This is a genomic window from Thermoleptolyngbya oregonensis NK1-22 (assembly GCF_032705245.1).
Taxonomy (GTDB): domain Bacteria; phylum Cyanobacteriota; class Cyanobacteriia; order Elainellales; family Elainellaceae; genus Thermoleptolyngbya; species Thermoleptolyngbya sichuanensis.
The window spans coordinates 810,229-831,362 of record NZ_CP053540.1 but is presented as its reverse complement, the minus strand read 5'-3'; the positions used below and the strand labels follow the sequence as shown (position 1 = coordinate 831,362).

Sequence of the window (21,134 nt, the reverse complement as noted above, 5' to 3'; positions counted from 1 at the left end):
CCACTTAGGAGTTTATTCGTAGCGCCACTTAGGAGAATTGATAGACGCTCCAGCTAGCCCATTTGATGACGTAGTTCCTCAAGCACATTTTCTCGCGTATTCTCTCCGAGTTTCCAGAAACAGAGCAGGTCAGCATGACGCACTCTTCTGACACCACCGAAAAGGTTCCCTTTTGGCGAGACGACCGGGTCTGGCGAATCATTATCCAGTTGGTTGTGCTGGGTGTTGTAGTGCTAATCGGGTCGATCCTGCTTGGCAATATGTTCCGCAACTTGGCGCAGTTGGGGCGGCAGTTTGACTTTGGGTTCCTAAGAAACCAAGCTGGCTTCAACATTGGCGAAACCATCGTGCCTTACCAGACCAACGATCGCTACTGGTGGGCGCTGGTGGTGGGTTTTTTGAACACGCTGCGGCTGATTTTGGTGGGCTTTGTGCTGGCGACAGTGATTGGGGTGCTGGCAGGAATTGCCAGTTTCTCTGACAACTGGCTGTTGCGTAAGCTCAACGTGTTTTATGTGGAAATTGTGCGGAACGTGCCGCTGTTGCTCCAGCTTTTTTTCTGGATTTTTGTGGTGTTCTATAGCCTTGCGCCGCAGCGTAGCCTCAACGACCCGCCGACTCCGCTGCTGGGCAAGGGCTTCATCAACAAGGCTGGGATGTTTATTCCCTGGCCTGCAAACAATGTAGGCGACTGGCTGGCGCTGCTGGGGGTTGTGCTGGGGGCGATCGCCGCTTTCTTCATCTGGCGCTGGCGCATCAAGCTGATGGAAACTGCTGGCGCATCGGGCAAAATGCAGCAGTGGATTTTGATTGGGCTGGCGATCGCCGGTCTGCTGGTTCTGCTGTTTGGCATGGAGTGGGAAACGCCGGTTCTGGGCGAAAACAACAGAATCACCGGCGGCCTGCGAATTTCGCTGGAATACGCTGCTGTGCTGGCTGGGCTGTCGTTTTACACGGGCGCGTTCATTGCGGAGATCGTTCGAGCGGGCATCCAGTCGGTGTCGAAAGGACAGTGGGAAGCTGCCCGCGCCTTGGGGCTGCATACTGGGCTGGCGATGCAGCTTGTTGTCTTGCCCCAGGCCCTGCGGGTGATTATCCCCTCCCTCAATAGCCAGTACCAAAACCTGGCCAAAAACTCGACCCTGGCGCTGGCCATTGGCTATCCCGACTTTTTCTCGACCTTTCAAACCACGCAAAACCAGACGGGACGCGCCGTTGAGATGATTCTCATCCTGATGGCGGTGTATCTCATTATCAACTTGGTGATCACGACGCTGATGAACTTGCTCAACCGTGCTGTCCAGCTTAAGGAACGCTAGCCGCTGCGCCTCATGTCCCTGGTATCTGACTTAGGTATCTGATTTAGAAGGCGATCGCCAAAACTCCCTTTCTTACTCCCAAGTTCTAGACCATGACCACCAGCTACCCCCCCGCCTCTGCTTCCCCCCCACCCATCGCCCAGGTCGGCCCTGTCGCCTGGATGCGGAAGAACCTGTTCAATAGCTGGTTCAACAGCATTCTCACGATTCTGCTGGTGTGGCTTTTGGGCAGCACGGTGGTTAATTTCGTGCGCTGGGCCTTTTCGCTGGCGCAGTGGGAGGTGATTCCGGCAAACCTGCCGCTGTACTTTGTGGGGCGATTCCCCGCGAGTCAGTATTGGCGGGTCTGGGTGCTGGTGGCGCTGCTGGCGGCGCTGGCGGGGCAGACCTGGGGCATTTTGGCAAAGGCGGCTCCGCGTTTGTTTAGCCGTCCCGTGCTGATTGGGCTGGCGATCGCCGCGCTGATTGCCGTCATTTTTCCCACGCCGCCCCTCTATCGCCTGCTGATTTTGGGCGTTGTGCTGCTGGTGGCCGCGAGCGCCTGGATCGGCTGGCAAATCGGCAGCAAGACCCCCGGCTTTGGCAAGTGGCTGGCGCTGGCCTGGGCGATCGCCCTGCCGATTGCGTTGTGGCTGCTGCTGGGCGGCTTTGGGCTGCGCCCGGTAAACATCAACGACTGGGGCGGGATGCTGCTGACGGTGTTTGTGTCGGTCATCAGCATTTTGCTGTCGTTTCCGCTGGGCATTTTGCTGGCGCTGGGCCGCCAAAGCACGCTACCCGTCATCCGCTGGCTGTCTACGGCCTACATCGAACTGGTGCGCGGGCTGCCGCTGCTGTCCATTTTGTTTTTTGCCTCAGTCATGGTGCCGCTGTTTATTCCGGGCAATATTCGGCTGAATCTGGTAATTCGCGCCATTATCGGTCTAACACTATTCACGGCGGCCTATCTGGCGGAAACCATTCGCGGCGGCCTGCAATCCATCCCTCGCGGACAAACCGAAGCTTCGCGGGCGCTGGGACTTAGTACACCGCTGACGCTGGGGCTGATTATCCTGCCGCAGGCGCTGAAGGTGTCGATTCCGGCAATCGTGGGTCTATTCATCAGCCTGCTGCAAGACACAACGCTGCTGCTGATTATCGGTCTGTTTGAGCTATTGGGCATTAGCCGCGCAATCTTGGCAAACCCGCAGTTTATCGGGCGCTATGCCGAGGTGTATTTATTCATCGGGCTGATTTTCTGGGTGCTGTGCTATGCCATGTCTTGGGGCAGCCGCAAATTGGAACAAAGCCTGAATACGACGCACTGAGAGGGTGTTTGAAAAGGTATCGCCCGTAATGTTAAGCACTCAGAAATCCTCCCTCGCTCCCCTCAAAAAGGGGGGAAACCGCCTTAAAGTCCCCCTTTTTAAGGGGGATTTAGGGGGATCTTGCACGCTTTGCTACAAACAGTAGGACTTTTCAAACATCCTCTGAGGCTGGTAGTTCAACAAGATGCGTTAGCGACAGAGCAACGAAAGGGTAAAGAATTCTGCAAGACCCGGTTCTGATCTTGTTGCTCTTACTGCTCCTGTTGCTCTGACCAAGAAGGGCGAGGGAGCAGGCTCGAACGCTCCTGCCCCCGTCATCCCCAATCTGCGGACTAGCGCACCAGCACCGTCATGAACTTATCTTTGGCAAAGGGCGCGGGTACGATGGGCGTGAATTTTACCCGATCGTTTGCGATCTTTTTCACGTAGAACTCGTTCATCAGGTGAATGACTTGGTCGCGTGTGCCGATGATCCAAATTTGCGGGCGCTCGTCCAAGGAAGACCGAGGAGCCGCGCCGCCGCCCCCGCCGCCGTGGGATTCGGGCATGGGCGGGGTTATAGAAACGCTGGCGGTTGCGCTGTTAGTGGAGTTAGCAGCGGAACTTGCGGAACTTGCAGAAAAATCCGCAGCGGAAACGGGTGGCTGCGCGTGCAGCCCGTCGTTGCGTTCGGGAGACATAGGTTTTTCCTCGCTTGTGATTGGAAACGGGTTTGGGAAACAAACAGGCTGCCCACCGGAAAGGCATCCGATGGGAGGAAAAGGCTCAGGGTGTGGCGGTTTCCCAACCACTTGTCAGCACTTGCGAGGCGAATGATAATCATCAAAGCCTGGCTCCTGCCCCGACAGGAGTTAGGTTAGCTGGTTAGTTCGTGCTGCTTACACGGCTAATCAGCGCCTTCACCCTGAACCGGACAACCTCTACTGGAACTGAGAGAATTTAATTCCAGTGCCAGATACGATAGACCAAACTCTCGTAGAACGCAAGTATCAAACCCCAGAATTTCTCCAAATTTCTGGAACTCGATATTAATAACAGCAACTTACGGATTAGCGGCTCTTTCTGCCCTCAAATCCGGCGATCGCCGTGTGCAGCGTCAGGTAAATTCGGTCGGTTCCGATTTTCTCCAGCAGCCCCGATCGCCGCAGTTGGGCATAGAGGTCTTGCTTCACCCGCGCCAGGGCGAAGGTGATGTGGCGGCTGGCTAGCTCGTCGCAAAATTCCGAGAGCATGTCAGCAGCAGTGATGTCGATTTCGGCGATCGCCTCCGTGTTCAGCACAAACCACTCGACGGGAACCCGCTCTGCGGCGATCGCCCCCAGGGCCCGCTGCTTGAAGTCTTCGGCGTTGGCAAAGCAGAGCGGCGCATCGTAGCGGTAGATCACTAGGCCCGGAATCGTGGTTGCGCCGGGCCAGTCGTCGATGTCGTGCAGGCCGGGCACATCGGGCACGGTTCCCAAGACGGCATCGTGGGGCCGCGTGATGCGGGCAAACAGATCGATCACCGACAGCCCCACGGCGATCGCCACGCCCACCAGGATATCCGTGAGTAGTACGCCGAATAAAGTGGCGATCGCCAGCAAAAACTCGCTCTGGCGAAACCGCCTCAGCCGCTTCAGTTCGGGAATTTCAATCAGCTTGGTGGCGGCATAGATTACGATTGCCCCCAGCGCCGCCTTGGGAAACAGCGCCAGCAGCGGCCGCAAAAATAGGAGTACAACAATGACGACTCCGAAGGCCACCAGCGAAAACAACTGCGACTTGCTGCCCAGGGAATCGCCAATTACCGTGCGGCTGCCGCTGCTGCTAACGGGGAAGCCCTGCATCAGCCCTGTGCCCAGGTTGGCCGCGCCCAGCGCTAGCAATTCCTGATTTGCGTTAATTTCGTAGCCGTTGCGCGTGGCGAAGGCGCGGGCCGTCAGCACGTTGTCCGAGTAGCCCACCACCGCAATGCCCACCGCCGCCCCCAGCAGCGCAGGCAGTTCCGACAGGCTGGCCAGGGGCAGCGCCAGATGCGGCAATCCGGCGGGAATTTCGCCCACCACGGCCAGGCCCTGTCGCTCTAGATCCAGCAGTGCCACTGCCGTTGTCGCCAGCAGCACCGCCAGCAGCGGCCCCGGAGCCGTGCGCCACCGCCGCTGGATGCCAAACAAAAACGCCAGCACCAGCAGCGACAGGAGAAACGTGGGTCGATGAATCTGGTCAAGCTGGCTGAAAAATTCGCCAAACTGGCCAAACACGTTGTCCGACTGGATGGCCACGCCGCTGATTTTGCCCAACTGCCCGCCGATCATGATCAGCGCCACGCCGGCCATGTAGCCAATCAAAATCGGCTTGGAGAGCAGGTTAGCCAAAAAGCCCAGCCGCAGCAGCGAACCCGCTATGCACACCAGCCCCACCAGCAGCGCCAGCAGTGCCGCCAGGGTGGGATAGCTCTGGGGCGAACTGGCTAATAGAGGGGCGATCGCCGCTGCGGTCATTACGGCAGTTGTGGATTCCGGCCCGACGGAAAGCTGGGGCGACGACCCCAAAACGGCGTAAATCAGCATGGGCGGCAAAATGGCCCACAGCCCCGCCACTGGCCCCACGCCCGCCAGTTCGCCATAGGCCATGCACTGGGGAATCAGGTAGGCTGCCACCGTCACGCCCGCCAGCACATCGCCCCGCAGCCAGTCGCGGCGATAGGCCCGCAGCCGATGTAGCCCCGGCATTGGCAGGCGATTCGGTTTCAGCAGGTTTGACTTGACGGCCACGGCAGTTCCTCTGGTTGCGACGGGTTAAGAAGAGATTAAGTCGCACCCTCTAGCCTAACGAAAAGGTGTCTCGGAATACCGTTATTCGCCGTTTTAGTAACCCTTCTCAGTAAACCTTTTCAAAATAATGGGTGTCTGGCATGTCGCGGCGCTGCCCCAGATCGACCCAGCCGCGCTTTTGGTAGAAGGCGATCGCCGCCAGATTGGTCGGACTGGCGCTGAGGCGGGCCCGGCCATAGCCGTGCTGCCCAAAGAACTGAGTCGCGTATTCATCCAGCCGCGCCCCCAGCCCTTGCCCCCGATACTCTGGAGCCAGATAAAACAAATTCACATAGCCCACGCTGGCATCGCGCTTCCAGCAGCCTAGCTCGATTTGCCCGATAATTTGCCCGGTTTTCCACAAATGCACACAGCCGTTGGGCAACTCCGCAATCCGCCGCTCCAGCCACCGCAAATACTGCACGGCTCCGGCTCCATTTGGCTCGTAAAACCGCTCCGCCGACCCAAAGCTGCACACAAACGCATCCGCCCTGAACTGCACACACACCTGATGGTGTTTCGCCAGATCAATGGGCTTGAACTCGAAGGCAGCGTCGGAAGAGGACATGTTGCAGAGGTCAGTTTGCAGAGGTCAGACATTTTATTGAGCGTCTTGGGCAAAAGAAGGGCGATCGCCCCTTTGGAAACCCGAATGGCAGCGCAGGATTCCCGCTGCGTTGCACAAGCATCACCCCTTTGGAAACCTGAATGGCAGCGCAGGATTCCCGCTGCGTTGCACAAGTATTTCATGAGCATTGCATAAGCATTGCACAAGCATTGCAGAATACTTAGCCAGCGATATTTACCCCTCACGCAATCCCTCAATTTTATTCCAGGTGCAGATTAGCAGGGCAGATTAGCGGTGGGGGGCTGGGGGTCTTGCTGCGTCAGTCCTGCTTCAGAATCCGTTTGGCTGGCTTCCCAACTCAGCAAGGCCGACTTGCGCGACAGCCCCCAGCGATAGCCGCCCAGCTCGCCCGACTCGCGGATGACGCGATGGCAGGGAATCAGCAGCGCTACGGGGTTGCTGCCGATGGCGTTGCCGACGGCGCGGCTGGCGGTGGGGCGACCGAGGTGCTGGGCGATTTGCCGATAGGTGGCCAGGCTGCCGGGGGGAAGCTGGAGCAGCGATCGCCACACCTGAATCTGAAAATTGGTGCCCTTGACCCACAGGCTGATGGGCTTGGGGTTGTCGAGCGGGTTCAAGAGGCGATCGCCCACGGTCTGGGTCGCGGTCGGGTCGTGGCGCAGCGCGGCGTTCGGCCAAAGTCGTCGCAGTTCCGTTTCCCCAGCGGACTCGGCAGCGTCCAACCCATCCAAAAACAGCAGATTGCACAGGCCCCGTGGGGTCATCGCCACCAGCGCCCGTCCAAACCGCGTCGGGTGAATGCCGTAGACGATTTCCAGTCCTGCGCCGCCGGCCTTATATTCTCCGGGCGACATGGCCTCCAGCGACACAAACAGGTCATGCAGCCGCCCCGGACTCGACAGCCCCGCTTCCAGGCTCAAGTCCAGCAGGTTCGCGGTTTCTGCAATTTTGGACTTGGCATATTCCAGCGTCAGATATTGCAAAAAGCGTTTGGGGCTGATGCCTGCCCAGCGAGTAAATAGCCGCTGCACATGGGATTCGCTGAGGTGGAGATGCTGGGCTAGGGCGGCCAGGTCGGGCTGTTCGACCCGGTGCGCCCGCAAAAAGGCGATCGCCGCTGCAATGCGCTGATAGTCGTCCAGATCGTCTCCCAGATCGTCTCCTGCGACCGATCCTGCGACCGGGATTTGATGGGGTTGGCGCGTGTTCATTGCCAAAATTTGCCGAAAATTTGCCGAGAACTTGCCGAGAATTTGCCAAAACCCGGCTGAGAACCTGCCGAGAACCTGCCGAGAATTTGCCAAAAACTTGACTAACTTAGCTCAATCTAGCGATCGCCCCTAGCAAAACTCCACCCGATTTTTGCAATCCTGCGCCGCAAGTCCCAAAAAACACCGAGTAATCGCATTTTCTCGGAATTCTCTCCGTAGATTCCGTCAGGCACTTGGTTTCCTGCCTCAGCTAGCCTCGGATTAGCTGTCGCAATCGTTTCAGTACTCCTGCTGTTTTGAAACTGCTGCTTCAGGGTTGCTATCTTCACAAAGTTCTATGCATTTTTCCCAGCTTCATCAACCGCTCCGCTGGTTTGCACTGACCATTTTTTCCGCCGCATCGATCGCCCTCGTTTCGCCACCCCGCGAATGGACTGCCACCGCCCAAACCGCTAGCCAGTCTGTGAGTCCAGAGATGGCCCAGGCTATGCTGCAACAGGCCGTGTGCCTCAACGACTGGAGTCAGGCGATTTACGCGGTGAACCTGCTGATCGGATCGCCCAGCACCGCGCCCGCCCTGCGAGAGCAATGGGTTCGCTATCGTCGGCAGCTTCAGGAATACCAGACCCTACGCAGCAGCTTTGACCTGAGCAATACGCCAGAATGTGCAGGGGCGATCGCCCAGGCCCAGCAAGCCGCCGCCGCTCCGCAGGTTGCCCGTGCCCAGCCGCTCGACTGGGATCGCGCCACCGCCGGATTCCGCCAGTCCAGCCCATCCCGCCCCCAGACGACCGCCGCCCCCACGGGACGCAGCACGACAGCCTCCAGCACCGCCCGCAGCAGCGCCAACAGAAGCGGCGGGAACGACTGTGCAGACCTGATGAACCCTCGCAGCGGGGAACGTCGCGTCTCCACGGGTTCCGCCAGCAGCCGCTGGAACTACGCCATCTTTCAGGCATCAAACAGCCAATATTACCTGCGCTATTGGGAACAGGCAGACTGCACCCGTCAGGGGGAAACAGGTATGCACAGCACCGAGCGGGAGGCATACCGAGCGTTTATCTGTCGGCATGATCGAGAAAGGTGCGATCGCCTCCCCAACTAAACCCAGCATAAGTCCTACAAAAATTCAGAGCATCGGTCAGAAATCGGCATAGACATGGCGAAATCTGCTCGATGCTTTTATTTAGCCTGGCTTAAGCCAGTTTCTGAGCAGCAGGATAGAGTAATAATCGATGTCAATCGTTGTTTATTCCGAGTCTTTATCCTGGTTTCCTGCTTTGTGCTTCTGGCTAATCGCGCTAGGCTTATCACATGAATTTTTTACGGAAGCCGCGTCGAGTTGCGATCGCCCGGCTTTTCTTCCGTAAGTATCCGAGGCCGTTGATGGTCTAAAGGAAACAAACCGAGCCATTCAAGGGACTACGATCAATATATCGAACGCTTGATATACAAAAAGGACTGATTTTGAATCCCCCACTTTAGTCAATGCCAAAGATTGTTGACCACGAAGAATATCGCAAAGAGCTGCTGAGCAAATGCTTTGAGGTGATTGCCGAGAAGGGCTACAACGCAGTCACCATGCGGCAAATCGCTCAGCGTGTCGGCGTTTCTACGGGCACGCTCTATCACTACTTTCCCAGCAAGGAAAGCCTATTTGAGCAGCTTGTGGGTTTTGTTTGCGAACAGGACTCCTTCGAGTTTATGTCCCGCACTGCCCACCTGGAGAGCGTTTCAGAGCGTCTCAGGGTGGGGTTTGAGCTATTGGCGGAGCGGGAGGAATACTTTCAGCACCAGACGCTGATGATGCTGGACTTTGCTCGCCAACTCAGCCTGGAAGAGGTGAACTGCAACGAAACGCTGCAAGGCTCGGTGGAGGGTACAGAACAGGGCATGATGCACTGTCTCGGCATTGATGACATTGAACTGGTGCGCTTTTTGGGCAATTTTGTAGATGGGCTGCTGCTGCGGCGATTGTACGTGGGCGATCGCACGTCGATCCCGCGCCAGGCCGCGCTGCTGGGTGAAATGCTGCAAGCCTATCTTGCGTCCAAGCAAGCCGCCCCCGTTAAACCCCCTGTTGAACCTCCTGTCGAACCCTCCGTAGAACCCCCCGTTGAAATCCCTGGCCAAGCCCTTAAGCAAACCCTGGAAAAAAAGCTGGGCAAAGAACTGGATACAGCCGCGCTGGTGGGCCAGGAGGAGCGCAACTAAGCCACCCTCAAGCGTCTTTGAAACCTTCTGCGGTGGTGGAGTTTGGGGCTAAACACGGCCGCCTGTGGTTTGTCTGAATTTTTTCAAAAAGGGAGTGACAAATTGAAACAATGCTCCTATATTATTTTATAACTCCTGTTCGATATAAATTGTCCTGGCGATCGCTCCAGCCTGGGTTTTGCCTATGCGGACTGCGACGGGTCAATTACCCTTCAAGTTAACGAGCTTTTAAGTGTGAGCTTTTAAGTGCGAGCTTTTAAGAAGTTGGTTAAGGAACCGGGTTGATGCCCGCGCCTCAAGAGTCTGATACGTGTTCGAGTGCCGTGTTCAGTCCGTATTTCCATCAACACTGATTCGCCTCCTGGAAATCTTGGCCATTCCCCTTTCCCCACCGTCTAGCTACTGTGTACACATAGTCTTCTATGCTTGAGCAGCGATGCTTTGATCCCCCCTAACCCCCCTTACTTAAAGGGGGAACCGGAACCAAACCCAGAGTGACCCAACGAGGGGAAAACGGAATCGGAAGTCCCCCTTACCAAGGGGGATTTAGGGGGATCTTTCAGAGCCTTACGCAGACGAGCGAGATGGGTGTACGCGGCAACGACTGTCTGTAAGGACTGTCTAGAGAGGTTCGCATGGCTGCTGACACTCTCCAACTTGTAAAGAACTTGTAGAGGAGTTTGTCTGTGCGTCTCGATTTGCATATCGATCGTTCGATTTTTAATGACATAAATAACGACCATTCGATATGCAGAAAATCGCTTCGTCAATTTTTGTTCACGCTTAACCGCAACCCGCTGATGCCCTTTCCAAAGGGTGCATCCCACTTTTGTAACCCTCACCCTAAATCCCTCTCCCACTTTGGGAGAGGGACTTCCAACCCGTCTTCCCTTCTCTCGTTTGGGAGAAGGGGCTGGGGGATGAGGGCAAACTTGCAGAACTGGGATGCGCTCCTTTCCAAAGCTCATGCGGTTCTAACGCAACGCCGTGCTAGCTTGCCAAATTCTGGTCTTGCTTTCGGTCAACCTTGTCCAAAAGATTGGCTACAAAATTTCTCCAAGAGCAGGTGTTCTTCTATGCAACCCATCAGTCCGTCCCCACTTGCAACGCCTAACCTAAAACTCGCGTTTCTCCCGGTCAAGCAGGCCCGTCGCCGAGCATCTAGCGTCCTTTCGGTGCGTGAGCAAGAGGTGCTACAGCTTATCGTCGATGGATGCCGCACATCTGAAATTGCAAAACGACTACACCTCAGCCAAAACACTGTAAAGGTTCACGTTCGCAATATCTTTAACAAGTTTGGCGTGAATGATCGCGTGCAAATGGTTGTCCATGCATTTCGGAATGACCTAGTTCACTAAGTAAATGATCCTAATTCTTTGCAAGTCAGGACTTACGCACTTGCGATAGGCTCTTTGGGTTTTGGACGATTTTTCGCGGACGCAGCCCGCGAAAAATCGTCCAACTGCGTAAGTCCTAGCAAGTATTTGTAGGATGTACTAGCGCCAGCGTAACGCATTAAATTTTTTCGAGTCAGTGCGTTTTTGGAAAGGATTGTTCTAATAAAAAAGCGCCATCAACTGGGCGCTTTCGGATGTGAGGACTCAGTACAATAACTCAGTGAACAGGACTCAGTGAACAGCAACACAAGCGACACATCCATCGATCCATTCAGCCCCAGGAATTGGGAAAGAAAAACTGCCCAATTCCTGGTTTCAGAGCTAGATTACGCTTCCGCTTCGGTTGGCTCTTGCTGCCTTTTAGCTTTGTATTGCAGCACTGCCTGAGACAGTTCTGTTGCAACTAGCGTGATGAGCAGCGCGTCATCAATTTGTCCCAAGAACGGGATCATATCTGGGGAAAAGTCGAAGGGGCTGATGAGATAAATCAGCGATGCGCCGACGATCCACCAGCGGTATTTGGGGTTGGCAACCAGCTTACGAAGCAACCCATAAAACGGCTGAGCAAAAAATTTCTTCATTTCAGTGACTCGATTCGCTTGACCACGACCTTACGTTATTCATCATCGCGGATTGCCCAGGGTTTTGAAAGCGCTTAGAGGTGCGGTTTATCGGGCTATTTTGGGGGTGAAAACCAGTCTTTGGGTGAGGGATGGGCGAGAAATTTTGGATTTTGGATTAGGGATTTTGAATTAGGGATTTTGGGCGGCATTCGTTTGCTGTCTAATTCTTGGAACCTGCCTGCTGATTCCTAATTCCTCAATGCAGAGTGTGCAGCTTGCGCCAGCGCTTTGAGGGCGGCGGCATCGGGGGGCGATTCGGTGCTGTCTAGGTTGAGCCAGAGCAGGTATTCGAGGTTGCCTGCGGGGCCGACGAGGGGCGACCAGGTGAGATTGGCGTAGCGCCAGCCAAGGGTTTGGGCAGCGGCCAATACCTGGGCGATCGCCCCTGCTTGGTCAGCCGCCTCTCGCACCACGCCCTTTTTGCCAATTTTTTCTTTGCCCACTTCAAACTGGGGCTTCACCAGCAAAATCACGTCGCGCGGCGGCTCCAGCAGGTTCCACAGCGCGGGTAGCACCTTGGTCAAAGAAATGAAGGATACGTCTACCACGCCCAAATCGGGATGTGGATCGGCTGGGCTGTAGAGGTCGGCGGGTGTGAGGTAGCGCAGATTGGTGCGTTCGCGCAGCACCACGCGCTCGTCTTGGCGGATGCTCCAGGCGACCTGGCCATAGCCCACGTCGATGCCGTAGACTCGCGCCGCGCCCGCTTGCAGCAGGCAGTCGGTGAAGCCGCCAGTGGAAATGCCGCCATCCAAACACACGCGCCCTGCGACCGGGATTTGAAAGTCTGTCAGTGCCTTGGCTAGCTTTTCGCCACCGCGAGAAACAAAGGGCGATCGCGCTTTGACATCGATCTGAGCAGTTGGGTCAATTTCCGTGCCCGGTTTGTCGATCACCTGCTGGTTGACCCGCACTTCGCCAGCCCGGATCAGCCGTTGTGCCTGCTGCCGCGACTCGCACAGCCCCAGTTCTACCAGTTGTGCGTCCAGCCGCTGCCGCGCCACGCGATCGCCCCCCAAAAGTGCCCATGTCGATTTTAGATTTTAGATTGGGGATTTTGGATGGGAGATTTTAGATTTTGATTTTGGATTGGGGATTTCGGATCGTCCTGCTGAGAGATGCCGGGATTCCCATCGATCATGGAGAAGCTTGGGTAGGCGCGTTCCTCTACTTCTGATCAATGTCACTTCAATCTTACTGATCAGCTAATAGAGGCTTCGCTCTTCGTTCTTCGCTCTTCGTTCTTCGTTCTTCGCTCTTCGTTCTTTTCCCCTTCCCCGCCGATCAGCCGATGGAGGATATCAGCTTTTGCACAGCATGGCTGGCTTGATACCACAGTTGGTCAGGGTTTAGCCCAAGCACCAGCTTCACCAAAAACAGCAGGATCAAAATTGAGATGGCGCTGCTAATCAGCGACCCGGCAACGCGCAGCAGCCAGCCCAGCAGGGGTAGTGCGAGGGCGATCGCCCCCAGGATGAGGGCTAGAGTCAGGGCATCTTCTGGAAAGTGCAGGTTCATGGCAAAGCCTTGGTGCAAAATAGCTCAGACAGCCTAGCATTTTCTCTAGATGGGCGGGTGTGCAGGGCGATCGCTTTTGGGGGCGGGGTTTGGAAGTTTTCTTTAAGAAATGCTGACTGGCACCTAGCACTTGCAAGAACTGCCCTATCTGGGGATCTCGCAGCCGTGAACTTACGGGAAGATAGAGTCTGGAAGCTAGTCCATCTCTATTCAATTCTTGGTGTAAGCGAGTGAGCGCGATTCCCCCTCTGGATCTAACACAGCAATTTCAGACCATCAGCGCTGAGGTGAATGAAGCAGTGCTGGCGGTGCTGGCTTCGGGTCAATATATCAACGGGCCGCGGGTGCAGCAGTTTGAGCAGGCGTTTGCGGCGTACATTGGTACATCGGAGGCGATCGCCTGCAATTCTGGGACAGACGCGCTCTATCTGGCGCTGCGGGCGTATGACATCGGCGCAGGGGATGAGGTGATCACCACGCCGTTTACCTTCATCGCGTCGGCAGAAACCATTAGTCAGGCCCAGGCAACGCCCGTCTTTGTGGATGTTGACCCGGCCACGTTTAACCTGGATCTGGCGCAGGTCGAAGCGGCAATCACGCCCCGCACTCGGGCAATTATCCCGGTGCATCTGTTTGGGCAGCCCGTGGACATGACGCGGCTCATGGCGATCGCCCAGGCCCACAACCTTATTGTGATTGAAGACAGCGCCCAGGCGGCCGGGGCCGAGTGGAACGGGCAGCGAGTGGGCAGCATTGGACAGGTCGGCTGCTTTAGCTTTTTCCCCACCAAAAATCTAGGAGCCTGCGGTGATGGGGGTGCGGTGACGACGAGCGATCCGGCGATCGCTGCTCGGATTCGCGCCCTGCGAGAACACGGCAGCCGCACGCGCTACTATCACGACGAGATCGGCCTCACCAGCCGTCTGGATGCGGTGCAGGCAGCCATTTTGCAGGTGAAGCTGCGGTATCTGGAAACCTGGAATGAGCAACGACGGGCGATCGCCGCTCGCTATACAGAACTGCTCCGCCCGATTCCGGGTGTGGTTCCGCCGTTGCCTGTCCCTGGCGGCAAACCCGTCTGGCATCAGTACACGATTCGCCTATCGCCGCTGCCTGCGGGAACTGTGGGTGGAGAATACCGCGATCGCGTCCGGCAGTCTATGCAGCAGCAGGGCGTTAGCTCAATGATCTACTACCCATTGCCGCTGCATCTGCAAAAGGTCTACGAACCACTGGGCTATGGCCCCGGCTCCTTCCCCATCACGGAGCAGCTTTGCCATGAAGTCCTATCGCTGCCCATGTTCCCCGAACTCACCCCAGAGCAACAGGAGCGGGTCGTCTATGCCCTGAAGGATAGCCTGAATCCTCACGGATAGTTGGAGACTGCCGCCTCCAAAAAACCTGCCTCAAACCTCCGCTTGGCTGACCAACTGATTCTCCTGCCTGAGGCTGGCTTCAATAAAGGCATCCAGTTCGCCGTTCATGACATCGGTTACGGCGGTGGTTTCGACGTTCGTGCGAACGTCCTTCACCATCTGGTACGGGTGAAACACGTAGTTGCGGATCTGGTTTCCCCAGGCTGCTTCTACCATGTCGCCCCGGATATCGGCGATTTCTTTGGCGCGTTGCTCTTTGGCAATCACTAGCAGCTTGGCCTTCAGACGGGCCAGGGCTTTTTCCTTGTTTTGAAGCTGCGATCGCTCTTCGGTGCAGCGCACCAAAATCCCCGTCGGCAGATGGCGCACCAGCACCCCCGTTTCCACCTTGTTCACGTTTTGCCCGCCCTTGCCGCCAGAGCGCATGGTGGTAATTTCCAGGTCTTTTTCGGGAATGTCTAGCTCTACGGAGTCGTCGAGAATTGGCATCACCTCCACGCCCGCAAAGCTGGTCTGCCGCTTGTCGTTGGCGTTGAAGGGCGAAATCCGCACCAGGCGATGGGTTCCCTTTTCGTTTTTCAAATAGCCATAGGCGTAGCGCCCGTCAATTTCTAGCGTGGCAGATTTGATGCCCGCTTCGTCGCCCTCCGACAGTTCCGACAGCGACACCTTATAGCCGTGGCTTTCGCCCCAGCGGGTATACATCCGCAGCAGCATCTCGGCCCAGTCCTGCGCGTCGGTGCCGCCTGCGCCAGCGTTGATCGTCAGCACAGCACCCCGGTCGTCGTATTCGCCAGAGAGCAACTGCTGAAGCTCCCACTGGTCAAGTTCGCGGCTCATCTGGCTGAGGCTGTCCTGCGCCTCTTGCAGCAGCGCTTCGTCAGATTCCAGTTCCAACAGTTCCAGCACTGCCTGGGCATCGTCCAGGGTGGTTTTCCAGCGCTGCACCTGCTCGACGTGGGATTTCAGGTCGTTGAGTTCTTGCAGCACTCGCTGGGCCTGGGCCTGGTTGTCCCAGAAGTCGGGCTGCGAGGCGACCTGCTCTAGGTCTTGAATTTTGGCGTTGAGGGCAGGCAGGTCAAAGATAGTCCTGGGTATGACCCAGGCGATCGGACAACTGTTCAATGCTGCGCTTGATGTCGGACGAATCAATCATTGGGGTTTAGAGGTAGAAGAGGGTTTGGTTGAGTTTTGGGACGGTCGGTGAAGCGGCGTTGGATTCGGGTATTGCCTCACCGTTGATGCCTGGGCAGGGTTGAAAGCTAGGTCGTTGATTGCCCTGAGTCGATCCCCCTAAATCCCCCTTATTAAGGGGGACTTCCGGAGCGGTTCGGCTCGGTTCCCCCCCTTTTTAAGGGGGGCTAGGGGGGATCTTTTAAGGAGGGCTAGGGGGATCTTTTTAAGGAGGGCTAGGGGGGATCTTTTTAAGGAGGCAAGGGGGGATCAAAAGGCTATAAAACACACCCTAATCCCTGGAATTCTCATTTTACCTCTGCGGCTGGGGCTTTTGGGGCGGCGATCGCCTTCGGGTAGGCAATCCGCTGGTGGTTAAACTGTTGCCACACCTGCACGAAGACTTCGGCAATGCGGGGCATTTCCGAGCGCTCTAAGCCCGAATCGACCAACTGGTTGTCTTGCCAGCGGGCATAGAGGATGCGGTTGACCATCGCCAGCGCGTCTTTGGGCGTGGCATCCTTGAGCGATCGCAGCGCAGCTTCGCAGGAATCGGCCAGCATCACAATGCCCGTCTCGCGGGATTGAGGAATCGGCCCATCGTAGCGAAAATCCGCCTCGCGCAGGACGAGCGACGGATTGGCTTTGACGCGCTGCTGGGCCTCGTGGAAAAAGTAGCCGACCAGCATCGTGCCCTGGTGTTCGGGAATAAAGGCGCGGATGGCGCGAGGTAGGCGATAGCGGCGGGCCATAGCCTCGCCTTCGGTGACGTGCCTTTTAATAATGCTGGCGCTCACCCAGGGGTCATCAATGCTGTCGTGCTTGTTAGGCCCACCCATCTGGTTTTCGATAAAGCCCAGCGGGTCGTGCATCTTGCCAATGTCATGATACAGCGTTCCTGCCCGCACCAGTTCCACGTTGCAGCCCAGTTCGCGGGCCGCTGCCTCCGCCAGCGTAGACACAAACAGCGTGTGCTGAAAGGTGCCAGGGGCTTCCTCGGCCAGTCGCTTGAGTAGCGGCCGGTTGGGGTTCGACAGTTCCACCAGCCGAATCGGGGTCACCAGGTCAAAGGCTTGCTCCAGGTAGGGACTGATGCCCAGCGCGACGATGCTCCAGGCAACGCCCAGCAGGCCCTGCGTCACCGAGGCCATGAGGATGGTGTACCAGACAATGCCGCTGCCGCCGCTGACGATCAGGCTCAGCAGCAGGTAGACCAATCCCTGCGTTAGCCCGACGGCTCCGCCTAGCAGGGCGAGTTCTTCGCGCGATCGCAGTCGGCCCGCCATCACCGCCCCCAGCAGGCTGCTGACCGAGCTGGCAAAGAGATGGCGACTGCCCACATTCATCCCCAGCGGCAGGGCCAGGCTGAGAAACGCAGCCACCGTTGCGCCTAGCGGCGATCCGTAGAACGTGCTGACCAGCAGCCCCACGGCGGGGAGCGTCGTGGTCGATGCGCCAAACGCCAGCAGCACCGGGGTACTCAGCACCAGCAGCATGACCAGTACATAGTCGCGCCGTCGAAAGCCGGGGTGAAAGCGTCTTTCCAGCAGGAGAAATGCCGCCACGCCGCCGCTCACCAGGGCCGCGAAGCTGGTCAACCCAAACCAGTTAATGCCGCGCTGGCTCAGCCCAAAGTGGTCGAGCAGCACAAAGTCTTCCTGGGTAATGACATCGCCCTGATCGACAATCACTTCGCCCCGTCGAATCGTCACCATAACTGGCTCGACTGCCTGGGCAGCCTGCTCTGCCTGGAGCCGAGTTTGGGCTGGGTCTTGGATCAGGTTTGGCTCGATGGCAGAAATCAGGAGCGTGCTAGCCAGGGGCAACGTGTTGGCGGGCAGGTCGGTTCCCATCTGAATGCGAATGGCATCTTTCAAAATGCTGTTTGGCAGACCGGGCGCAACTCCCTGGGTGAGGATTCGTTCGAGGGCGCGACGGATTTTGACTTTGGTATCCAGCCATTCGGTATCAGAGAGTTGTAGCACGGCAGGAGAATAGAGGCTGGCTCCTGCGTCCGGCGTGTTTGATAGCTCCGCTAGGGCGATCGCATAGTTTTGGCGGGCCCGCACGATGACTCGCTTTAGTGCCGAAAAGTCTTCTTCCGACATCGAGCGTCGCTGATTTTGCAATTCCAGAATGGCAAGCTGCTGAGCCGACCGCGACGACGGCTCGCGTCCGCTTGAGGTTGCCGGAGTAGAAGACAAGGGCAGGCGGCTTGCAGTTGACTCGACGGCCGCAACGATCGATTCCCACTCTGCCTTTGAGGTTTGCCGGAGATAGGATTGCGTCGCAGTCGATAAAGTACCTGTAGAGATGTATGGGAAGGGCCCGGCCATCTGGCGCAGCGCGTCCCCTTCGTCTAGGAGGCGCTGAATAGATTGGTAAATGCGCTGATTGACCGCCGGATCGATCATCAGCACAGGTAGCGCACCCAGGCGGGCAGCCATCCGCTTTTCTTCGGTTGACTTGCTATCTAGCACCGTTGCATTCTCCGGAGCCCGCAGCGTTTGAGGAGCAACGGTGCCCACGGCAAGCTGAGGCTCGTTATAGAACCGATAGCCAATCACGCTCGTCAGCGTCAGTACGGCCAGCAGCGCATAGGCCCGGGGATAGGCACAGGTCGAAGAAAAGGAAGACTTGCGACGACGAGCCGGGGGACAGAGCCAATCTTGCCCTAGCCGAGCCGCCTGGGAAACCTGGAGCCACAGACGGTTGGCATGTTCGCTAGAAAAACGAGTCGGCGGAGTACCAGGTTGCTTGCTAGGGCGCAGACTGCCTGGTTTAGAGCGATGTCTTTGCCGCCCCGGTTCAAACTGTTTGGAAAATCCTCGGAACAGTTTCATCAGCGCACCAAGTGGCACTTAATTAAAGGGCTGTGGCGATCGCACCAAATACAAGACGATTTTTTCTTAGAAGTAAGAAACAGGAATTCTTAACCAACGGGTCAAAACCCCAGAGCCATCTCGCCTGCTACAGATCTCTAGTATAAGCGAGAGGTTTCTTTACAAGAGGATAGAGCAGGGGTGCTTCGTGGGGCAATGGGGGAAAGCACTTTGGGGGATGCGTTTTACTCGCAGGATTGCACCTTTGCTATCCGCAGCACCAGCTCGTCCATCGTTGGGCGGACGGTTCGCACAGGCTGGTCAAAATGATTGACCAAGATGCTGATCACCAGGGGCGGATGCTGGGGCGGCTCCAGATAGCCCGACAGTGAGGCGATGCCGCTGATGGCTCCGGTCTTGCCCCAGAGCCTTCCCTGCACGGGCGTATTGCGGAAGCGGCTTTGCAGCGTGCCGCTGCTGCCGGCCACGGCCAGCGAGTCGCGAAACACGCGGGCGTTGGGGGTGCGGGCGATCGCCCTCAGGGTTTCCACCAAGGATTCTGGGCTGGCCAGATTTTTACGAGCCAGCCCAGAACCATCGACGGGGGCGTAGCTGTCGGCAGATACGCCCAGTTGGGTCAGGGTTGCTTTGAGAGCCGTGATTCCGGCGGAGAGACTATTGGCGGACTGATCGGGCAATTGCTCTGCGCCCAAAATTCTCAGCATTGCCTCAGCGTAGAGGTTTTCGCTGTTGGCGTTGGTGGGTTTGAGCAATTCCGACAGGGGGGCAGAGGCGATGCTGGCGACTTCGGGTTCTGTGAGGCGGGTGGGCGTGGTGGCGATCGCCACTGGGCCAAGCGCAATGCCCTGGTTGCGGAGCGATCGCCGCAGTCGGTTGATGAAGTGGCGGATTGGATCGGTGACGGGGATGATTTCTAGCTCTGCGGCGCTGCCGACCCGCAGTTGGCCGCTCACCCGCAGCAGCAGTCGGTCAAAGGCGCGGCGGACGGCTGTAAATTCGGCTTCGCTGGCGGCGACGGTGCGAGAGCGATTGTCGATGGCCCAGCCCGCGCCATCGGCCGGGTCGCGCCACACGACGCGGAGGGGCTGCCCCAGCGCTTGGGGAACCAACTGGAGGGCGATCGCATTGCCATCCACCATCACGCTGCTGACGGGTGCGCCGTAGCCCGCTTGGGCATCTTCCCAGTCCCAGTTGGGGTTCACCTCGTCGCCCTGGAAGTAGGAGGCATCGACCGTCAGGCGATCGATGCGGGCGATGCCCTGTGCCTTGAGTTGTGTGGTCAGCGCATCGAGTTGGGCAGTGGTGAGCGTAGGGTCGCCGCGCCCCACCAGCCGCAGCCGAACTTGCCCTGTCTCTGCGGTCTCACGGTCGCTTGCGTCTCGGTAGAGAGAGGTGCGAATGCGAAAGGCGGGGCCGAGGGCCGTCAGCGTGGCCGCTGTGGTGAAGACTTTGGCATTGGACGCAGGAATGAAAAACTGGTCTGCTTCGCGGGCATAGAGCGTGTCGCCCGTGTCGAGCGATCGCACCAATACGCCCCAGCGCGATCGCGGCACAGGCTCTGCATTCAGCAGCGCGTCCAGTTGCCCTGGCAAATCTGTTGCACAGAAACTGCCGGGAGATTGGGCGATTTGGGGATTTTGGATTTTGGATTTTGGATTTTGGGTAAGGTCTGGGTTGGGAACTTGGCTTTGGGCGATCGCCGTGGACGGGTTCCCACTGCCCAACAGCGCTAGGAGCGCGGCGAAGACGATCGGGGCTTTCTGGCTGCGATGCCAGCCCTGCCAGCCGCCCTGCCAGCCGACCCTCAAAGCCGCTCCTCCAGGGGCTTGCAGAAAGTCTCCACGCCCGTTTTCTGTACGTAAATGGCAACCAACGTCGCCAGATCGACTGGCAGCACCATTTCGGCTGCTAGAAGCTGGATGCCTAGGGCGATCGCCCCTGTTTCCAGGTGACCTCGAACACCGGACTGGCAAACATAGACCCGCCAGCGCTTGGCAAAACCATCGAGCCAGCCTTCCGACTGATCGGGTTCCTGTCCTTCCCGCAGCGCCAAGGCGATCGCCGCATCTTCCAAATCTCCTTCGCAATCTTCCAGCATGGTCAATGCTGCCAGGGCCTCAGGATTTTCGGCTAGCTCGGCGCGATAACGAACCAATTCATCAGGCGAGACAATCATGCAGGATTTGGGCAAACGTAAAAGGGTGACGACTCTGGTACATCATAGAGCAGCGTTGAGCAGCATTGGGAAAGACGCGCCGTGAGTCTTCAGGAACCCAATGATTAACGCGGCTTGCTGCAAGCCTGCGACACTCTTGCGAGGCACCAAAGTCGTCAACGATGAAACACTGCCAGATAAAACACTGCCAGATGAAACACTGCCAGACCCTGCCTACAGAGATCTTGGCGGCTTCTGCCAGCTTCTTGGGGCTATAGTGCGCCCATGCTGGCTAGTCCCAAAATCACTCCTGCGCCAAGGATGTGGCCGAGAGAGGTCGTTCCCAGCAGCGCCCCCAAACCCATGCCGCCAAACATGTCAGAGGAGGGTAGCTCTGGCCCAACGCTGGGCTGTTGAATTGTGAATTTGCCAATGGCGATCGCCAGAATGTTGCACAGGATCATGACAATTGCCGTTTTGGGGCCCCATTCCAGGGTGGTGGGCACGGCAGCAAGTAACGGGGAAATGAACAAGGCTCGATCTCCTAAGTCATGAAAAGAGGAATGAATCAGAATGCTGATCTTTCCCACGCTCCGCAGGCCCCCGGCCAGCAAACC

General features: G+C 57.4%; 18 protein-coding genes. 6 read left to right on the top strand and 12 right to left on the bottom strand.

Going from position 1 to position 21,134, the window contains the following annotated elements; translation table 11 throughout:
• Positions 1-134: 134 nt before the first annotated feature.
• Together HNI00_RS03580 and HNI00_RS03575 are read left to right on the top strand one after the other, a co-directional pair.
• The gene (locus HNI00_RS03580) at positions 135-1,319 is read left to right on the top strand and encodes an amino acid ABC transporter permease (protein ID WP_316790744.1); all 1,185 of its coding nucleotides are present in this window, start codon (positions 135-137) and stop codon (positions 1,317-1,319) included.
• A 92-nt stretch (positions 1,320-1,411) separates the two neighbouring features.
• Complete coding sequence (locus tag HNI00_RS03575; RefSeq protein ID WP_316790742.1) at positions 1,412-2,626, top strand: amino acid ABC transporter permease; 1,215 nt, start codon at positions 1,412-1,414, stop codon at positions 2,624-2,626.
• Positions 2,627-2,958: 332 nt separating this feature from the next.
• Here the strand turns inward: HNI00_RS03575 and HNI00_RS03570 are convergent, their stop codons facing one another.
• From HNI00_RS03570 to HNI00_RS03555, 4 genes are all read right to left on the bottom strand, one after another.
• Positions 2,959-3,306, bottom strand: a complete 348-nt coding sequence (locus HNI00_RS03570; protein WP_316790740.1) for a hypothetical protein — start codon at positions 3,304-3,306, stop codon at positions 2,959-2,961.
• A gap of 369 nt (positions 3,307-3,675) precedes the next feature.
• Complete coding sequence (locus HNI00_RS03565) at positions 3,676-5,337, bottom strand: SulP family inorganic anion transporter (protein ID WP_420156293.1); 1,662 nt, start codon at positions 5,335-5,337, stop codon at positions 3,676-3,678.
• 148 nt (positions 5,338-5,485) lie between these two features.
• A complete protein-coding gene (locus HNI00_RS03560) occupies positions 5,486-5,986 on the bottom strand; it encodes a GNAT family N-acetyltransferase (RefSeq protein ID WP_316790736.1) in 501 nt (166 codons plus the stop codon).
• 275 nt (positions 5,987-6,261) lie between these two features.
• Entirely contained in the window at positions 6,262-7,218 is a 957-nt protein-coding gene (locus tag HNI00_RS03555; RefSeq protein WP_316790734.1) for a bifunctional transcriptional activator/DNA repair enzyme AdaA, read from the bottom strand.
• A 337-nt stretch (positions 7,219-7,555) separates the two neighbouring features.
• Between HNI00_RS03555 and HNI00_RS03550 the strand changes: the two genes are divergently transcribed.
• The 3 genes from HNI00_RS03550 (at position 7,556) to HNI00_RS03540 (ending at position 10,790) form a co-directional block, all read left to right on the top strand.
• Positions 7,556-8,323 (top strand): hypothetical protein, encoded by a 768-nt coding sequence (locus HNI00_RS03550; RefSeq protein ID WP_316790732.1) that lies wholly within the window; start codon positions 7,556-7,558, stop codon positions 8,321-8,323.
• Positions 8,324-8,706: 383 nt separating this feature from the next.
• Complete coding sequence (locus HNI00_RS03545) at positions 8,707-9,432, top strand: TetR/AcrR family transcriptional regulator (RefSeq protein ID WP_316790730.1); 726 nt, start codon at positions 8,707-8,709, stop codon at positions 9,430-9,432.
• A gap of 1,076 nt (positions 9,433-10,508) precedes the next feature.
• A complete protein-coding gene (locus HNI00_RS03540) occupies positions 10,509-10,790 on the top strand; it encodes a response regulator transcription factor (protein ID WP_172353760.1) in 282 nt (93 codons plus the stop codon).
• A gap of 365 nt (positions 10,791-11,155) precedes the next feature.
• Here the strand turns inward: HNI00_RS03540 and HNI00_RS03535 are convergent, their stop codons facing one another.
• The 3 genes from HNI00_RS03535 to HNI00_RS03525 all read right to left on the bottom strand — a co-directional run bounded on the left by HNI00_RS03535 (position 11,156) and on the right by HNI00_RS03525 (position 12,970).
• A complete protein-coding gene (locus tag HNI00_RS03535) occupies positions 11,156-11,410 on the bottom strand; it encodes a YkvA family protein (protein WP_172353759.1) in 255 nt (84 codons plus the stop codon).
• A gap of 230 nt (positions 11,411-11,640) precedes the next feature.
• Positions 11,641-12,456, bottom strand: coding sequence for a TlyA family RNA methyltransferase (locus tag HNI00_RS03530; RefSeq protein ID WP_420156292.1), 816 nt, complete (start codon positions 12,454-12,456; stop codon positions 11,641-11,643).
• A gap of 280 nt (positions 12,457-12,736) precedes the next feature.
• Positions 12,737-12,970, bottom strand: coding sequence for a hypothetical protein (locus HNI00_RS03525; protein WP_316790725.1), 234 nt, complete (start codon positions 12,968-12,970; stop codon positions 12,737-12,739).
• Between the two features lie 230 nt (positions 12,971-13,200).
• Here HNI00_RS03525 and HNI00_RS03520 point away from each other — a divergent pair, with 230 nt between their 5' ends.
• Positions 13,201-14,346 (top strand): DegT/DnrJ/EryC1/StrS family aminotransferase, encoded by a 1,146-nt coding sequence (locus tag HNI00_RS03520; RefSeq protein ID WP_316790723.1) that lies wholly within the window; start codon positions 13,201-13,203, stop codon positions 14,344-14,346.
• Positions 14,347-14,376: 30 nt separating this feature from the next.
• On the opposite strand, the gene prfB is transcribed toward HNI00_RS03520, so the two are convergent.
• The 5 genes from prfB to psaK form a co-directional block, all read right to left on the bottom strand.
• Positions 14,377-15,502 (bottom strand): peptide chain release factor 2 gene (gene prfB, locus HNI00_RS03515; RefSeq protein WP_420156246.1). Its coding sequence is split into 2 segments (ribosomal slippage): positions 14,377-15,426 and positions 15,428-15,502, totalling 1,125 coding nucleotides; the frame shifts between segments, so codons are not numbered across the junction.
• 325 nt (positions 15,503-15,827) lie between these two features.
• Entirely contained in the window at positions 15,828-18,362 is a 2,535-nt protein-coding gene (locus HNI00_RS03510) for an HD family phosphohydrolase (RefSeq protein WP_316790719.1), read from the bottom strand.
• Positions 18,363-18,586: 224 nt separating this feature from the next.
• Positions 18,587-20,170: a D-alanyl-D-alanine carboxypeptidase/D-alanyl-D-alanine endopeptidase gene (gene dacB, locus HNI00_RS03505; protein ID WP_316790717.1), complete on the bottom strand. Its 1,584-nt coding sequence runs from the start codon at positions 20,168-20,170 to the stop codon at positions 18,587-18,589.
• Positions 20,167-20,538, bottom strand: a complete 372-nt coding sequence (locus HNI00_RS03500) for a hypothetical protein (RefSeq protein WP_172353753.1) — start codon at positions 20,536-20,538, stop codon at positions 20,167-20,169. Before HNI00_RS03500 ends, dacB begins: the two co-directional genes overlap by 4 nt.
• A gap of 251 nt (positions 20,539-20,789) precedes the next feature.
• On the bottom strand, positions 20,790-21,050 hold the full coding sequence (gene psaK / locus HNI00_RS03495) for a photosystem I reaction center subunit PsaK (RefSeq protein ID WP_316790714.1): 261 nt from the start codon (positions 21,048-21,050) through the stop codon (positions 20,790-20,792).
• Between the last annotated feature and the right edge of the window lie 84 nt (positions 21,051-21,134).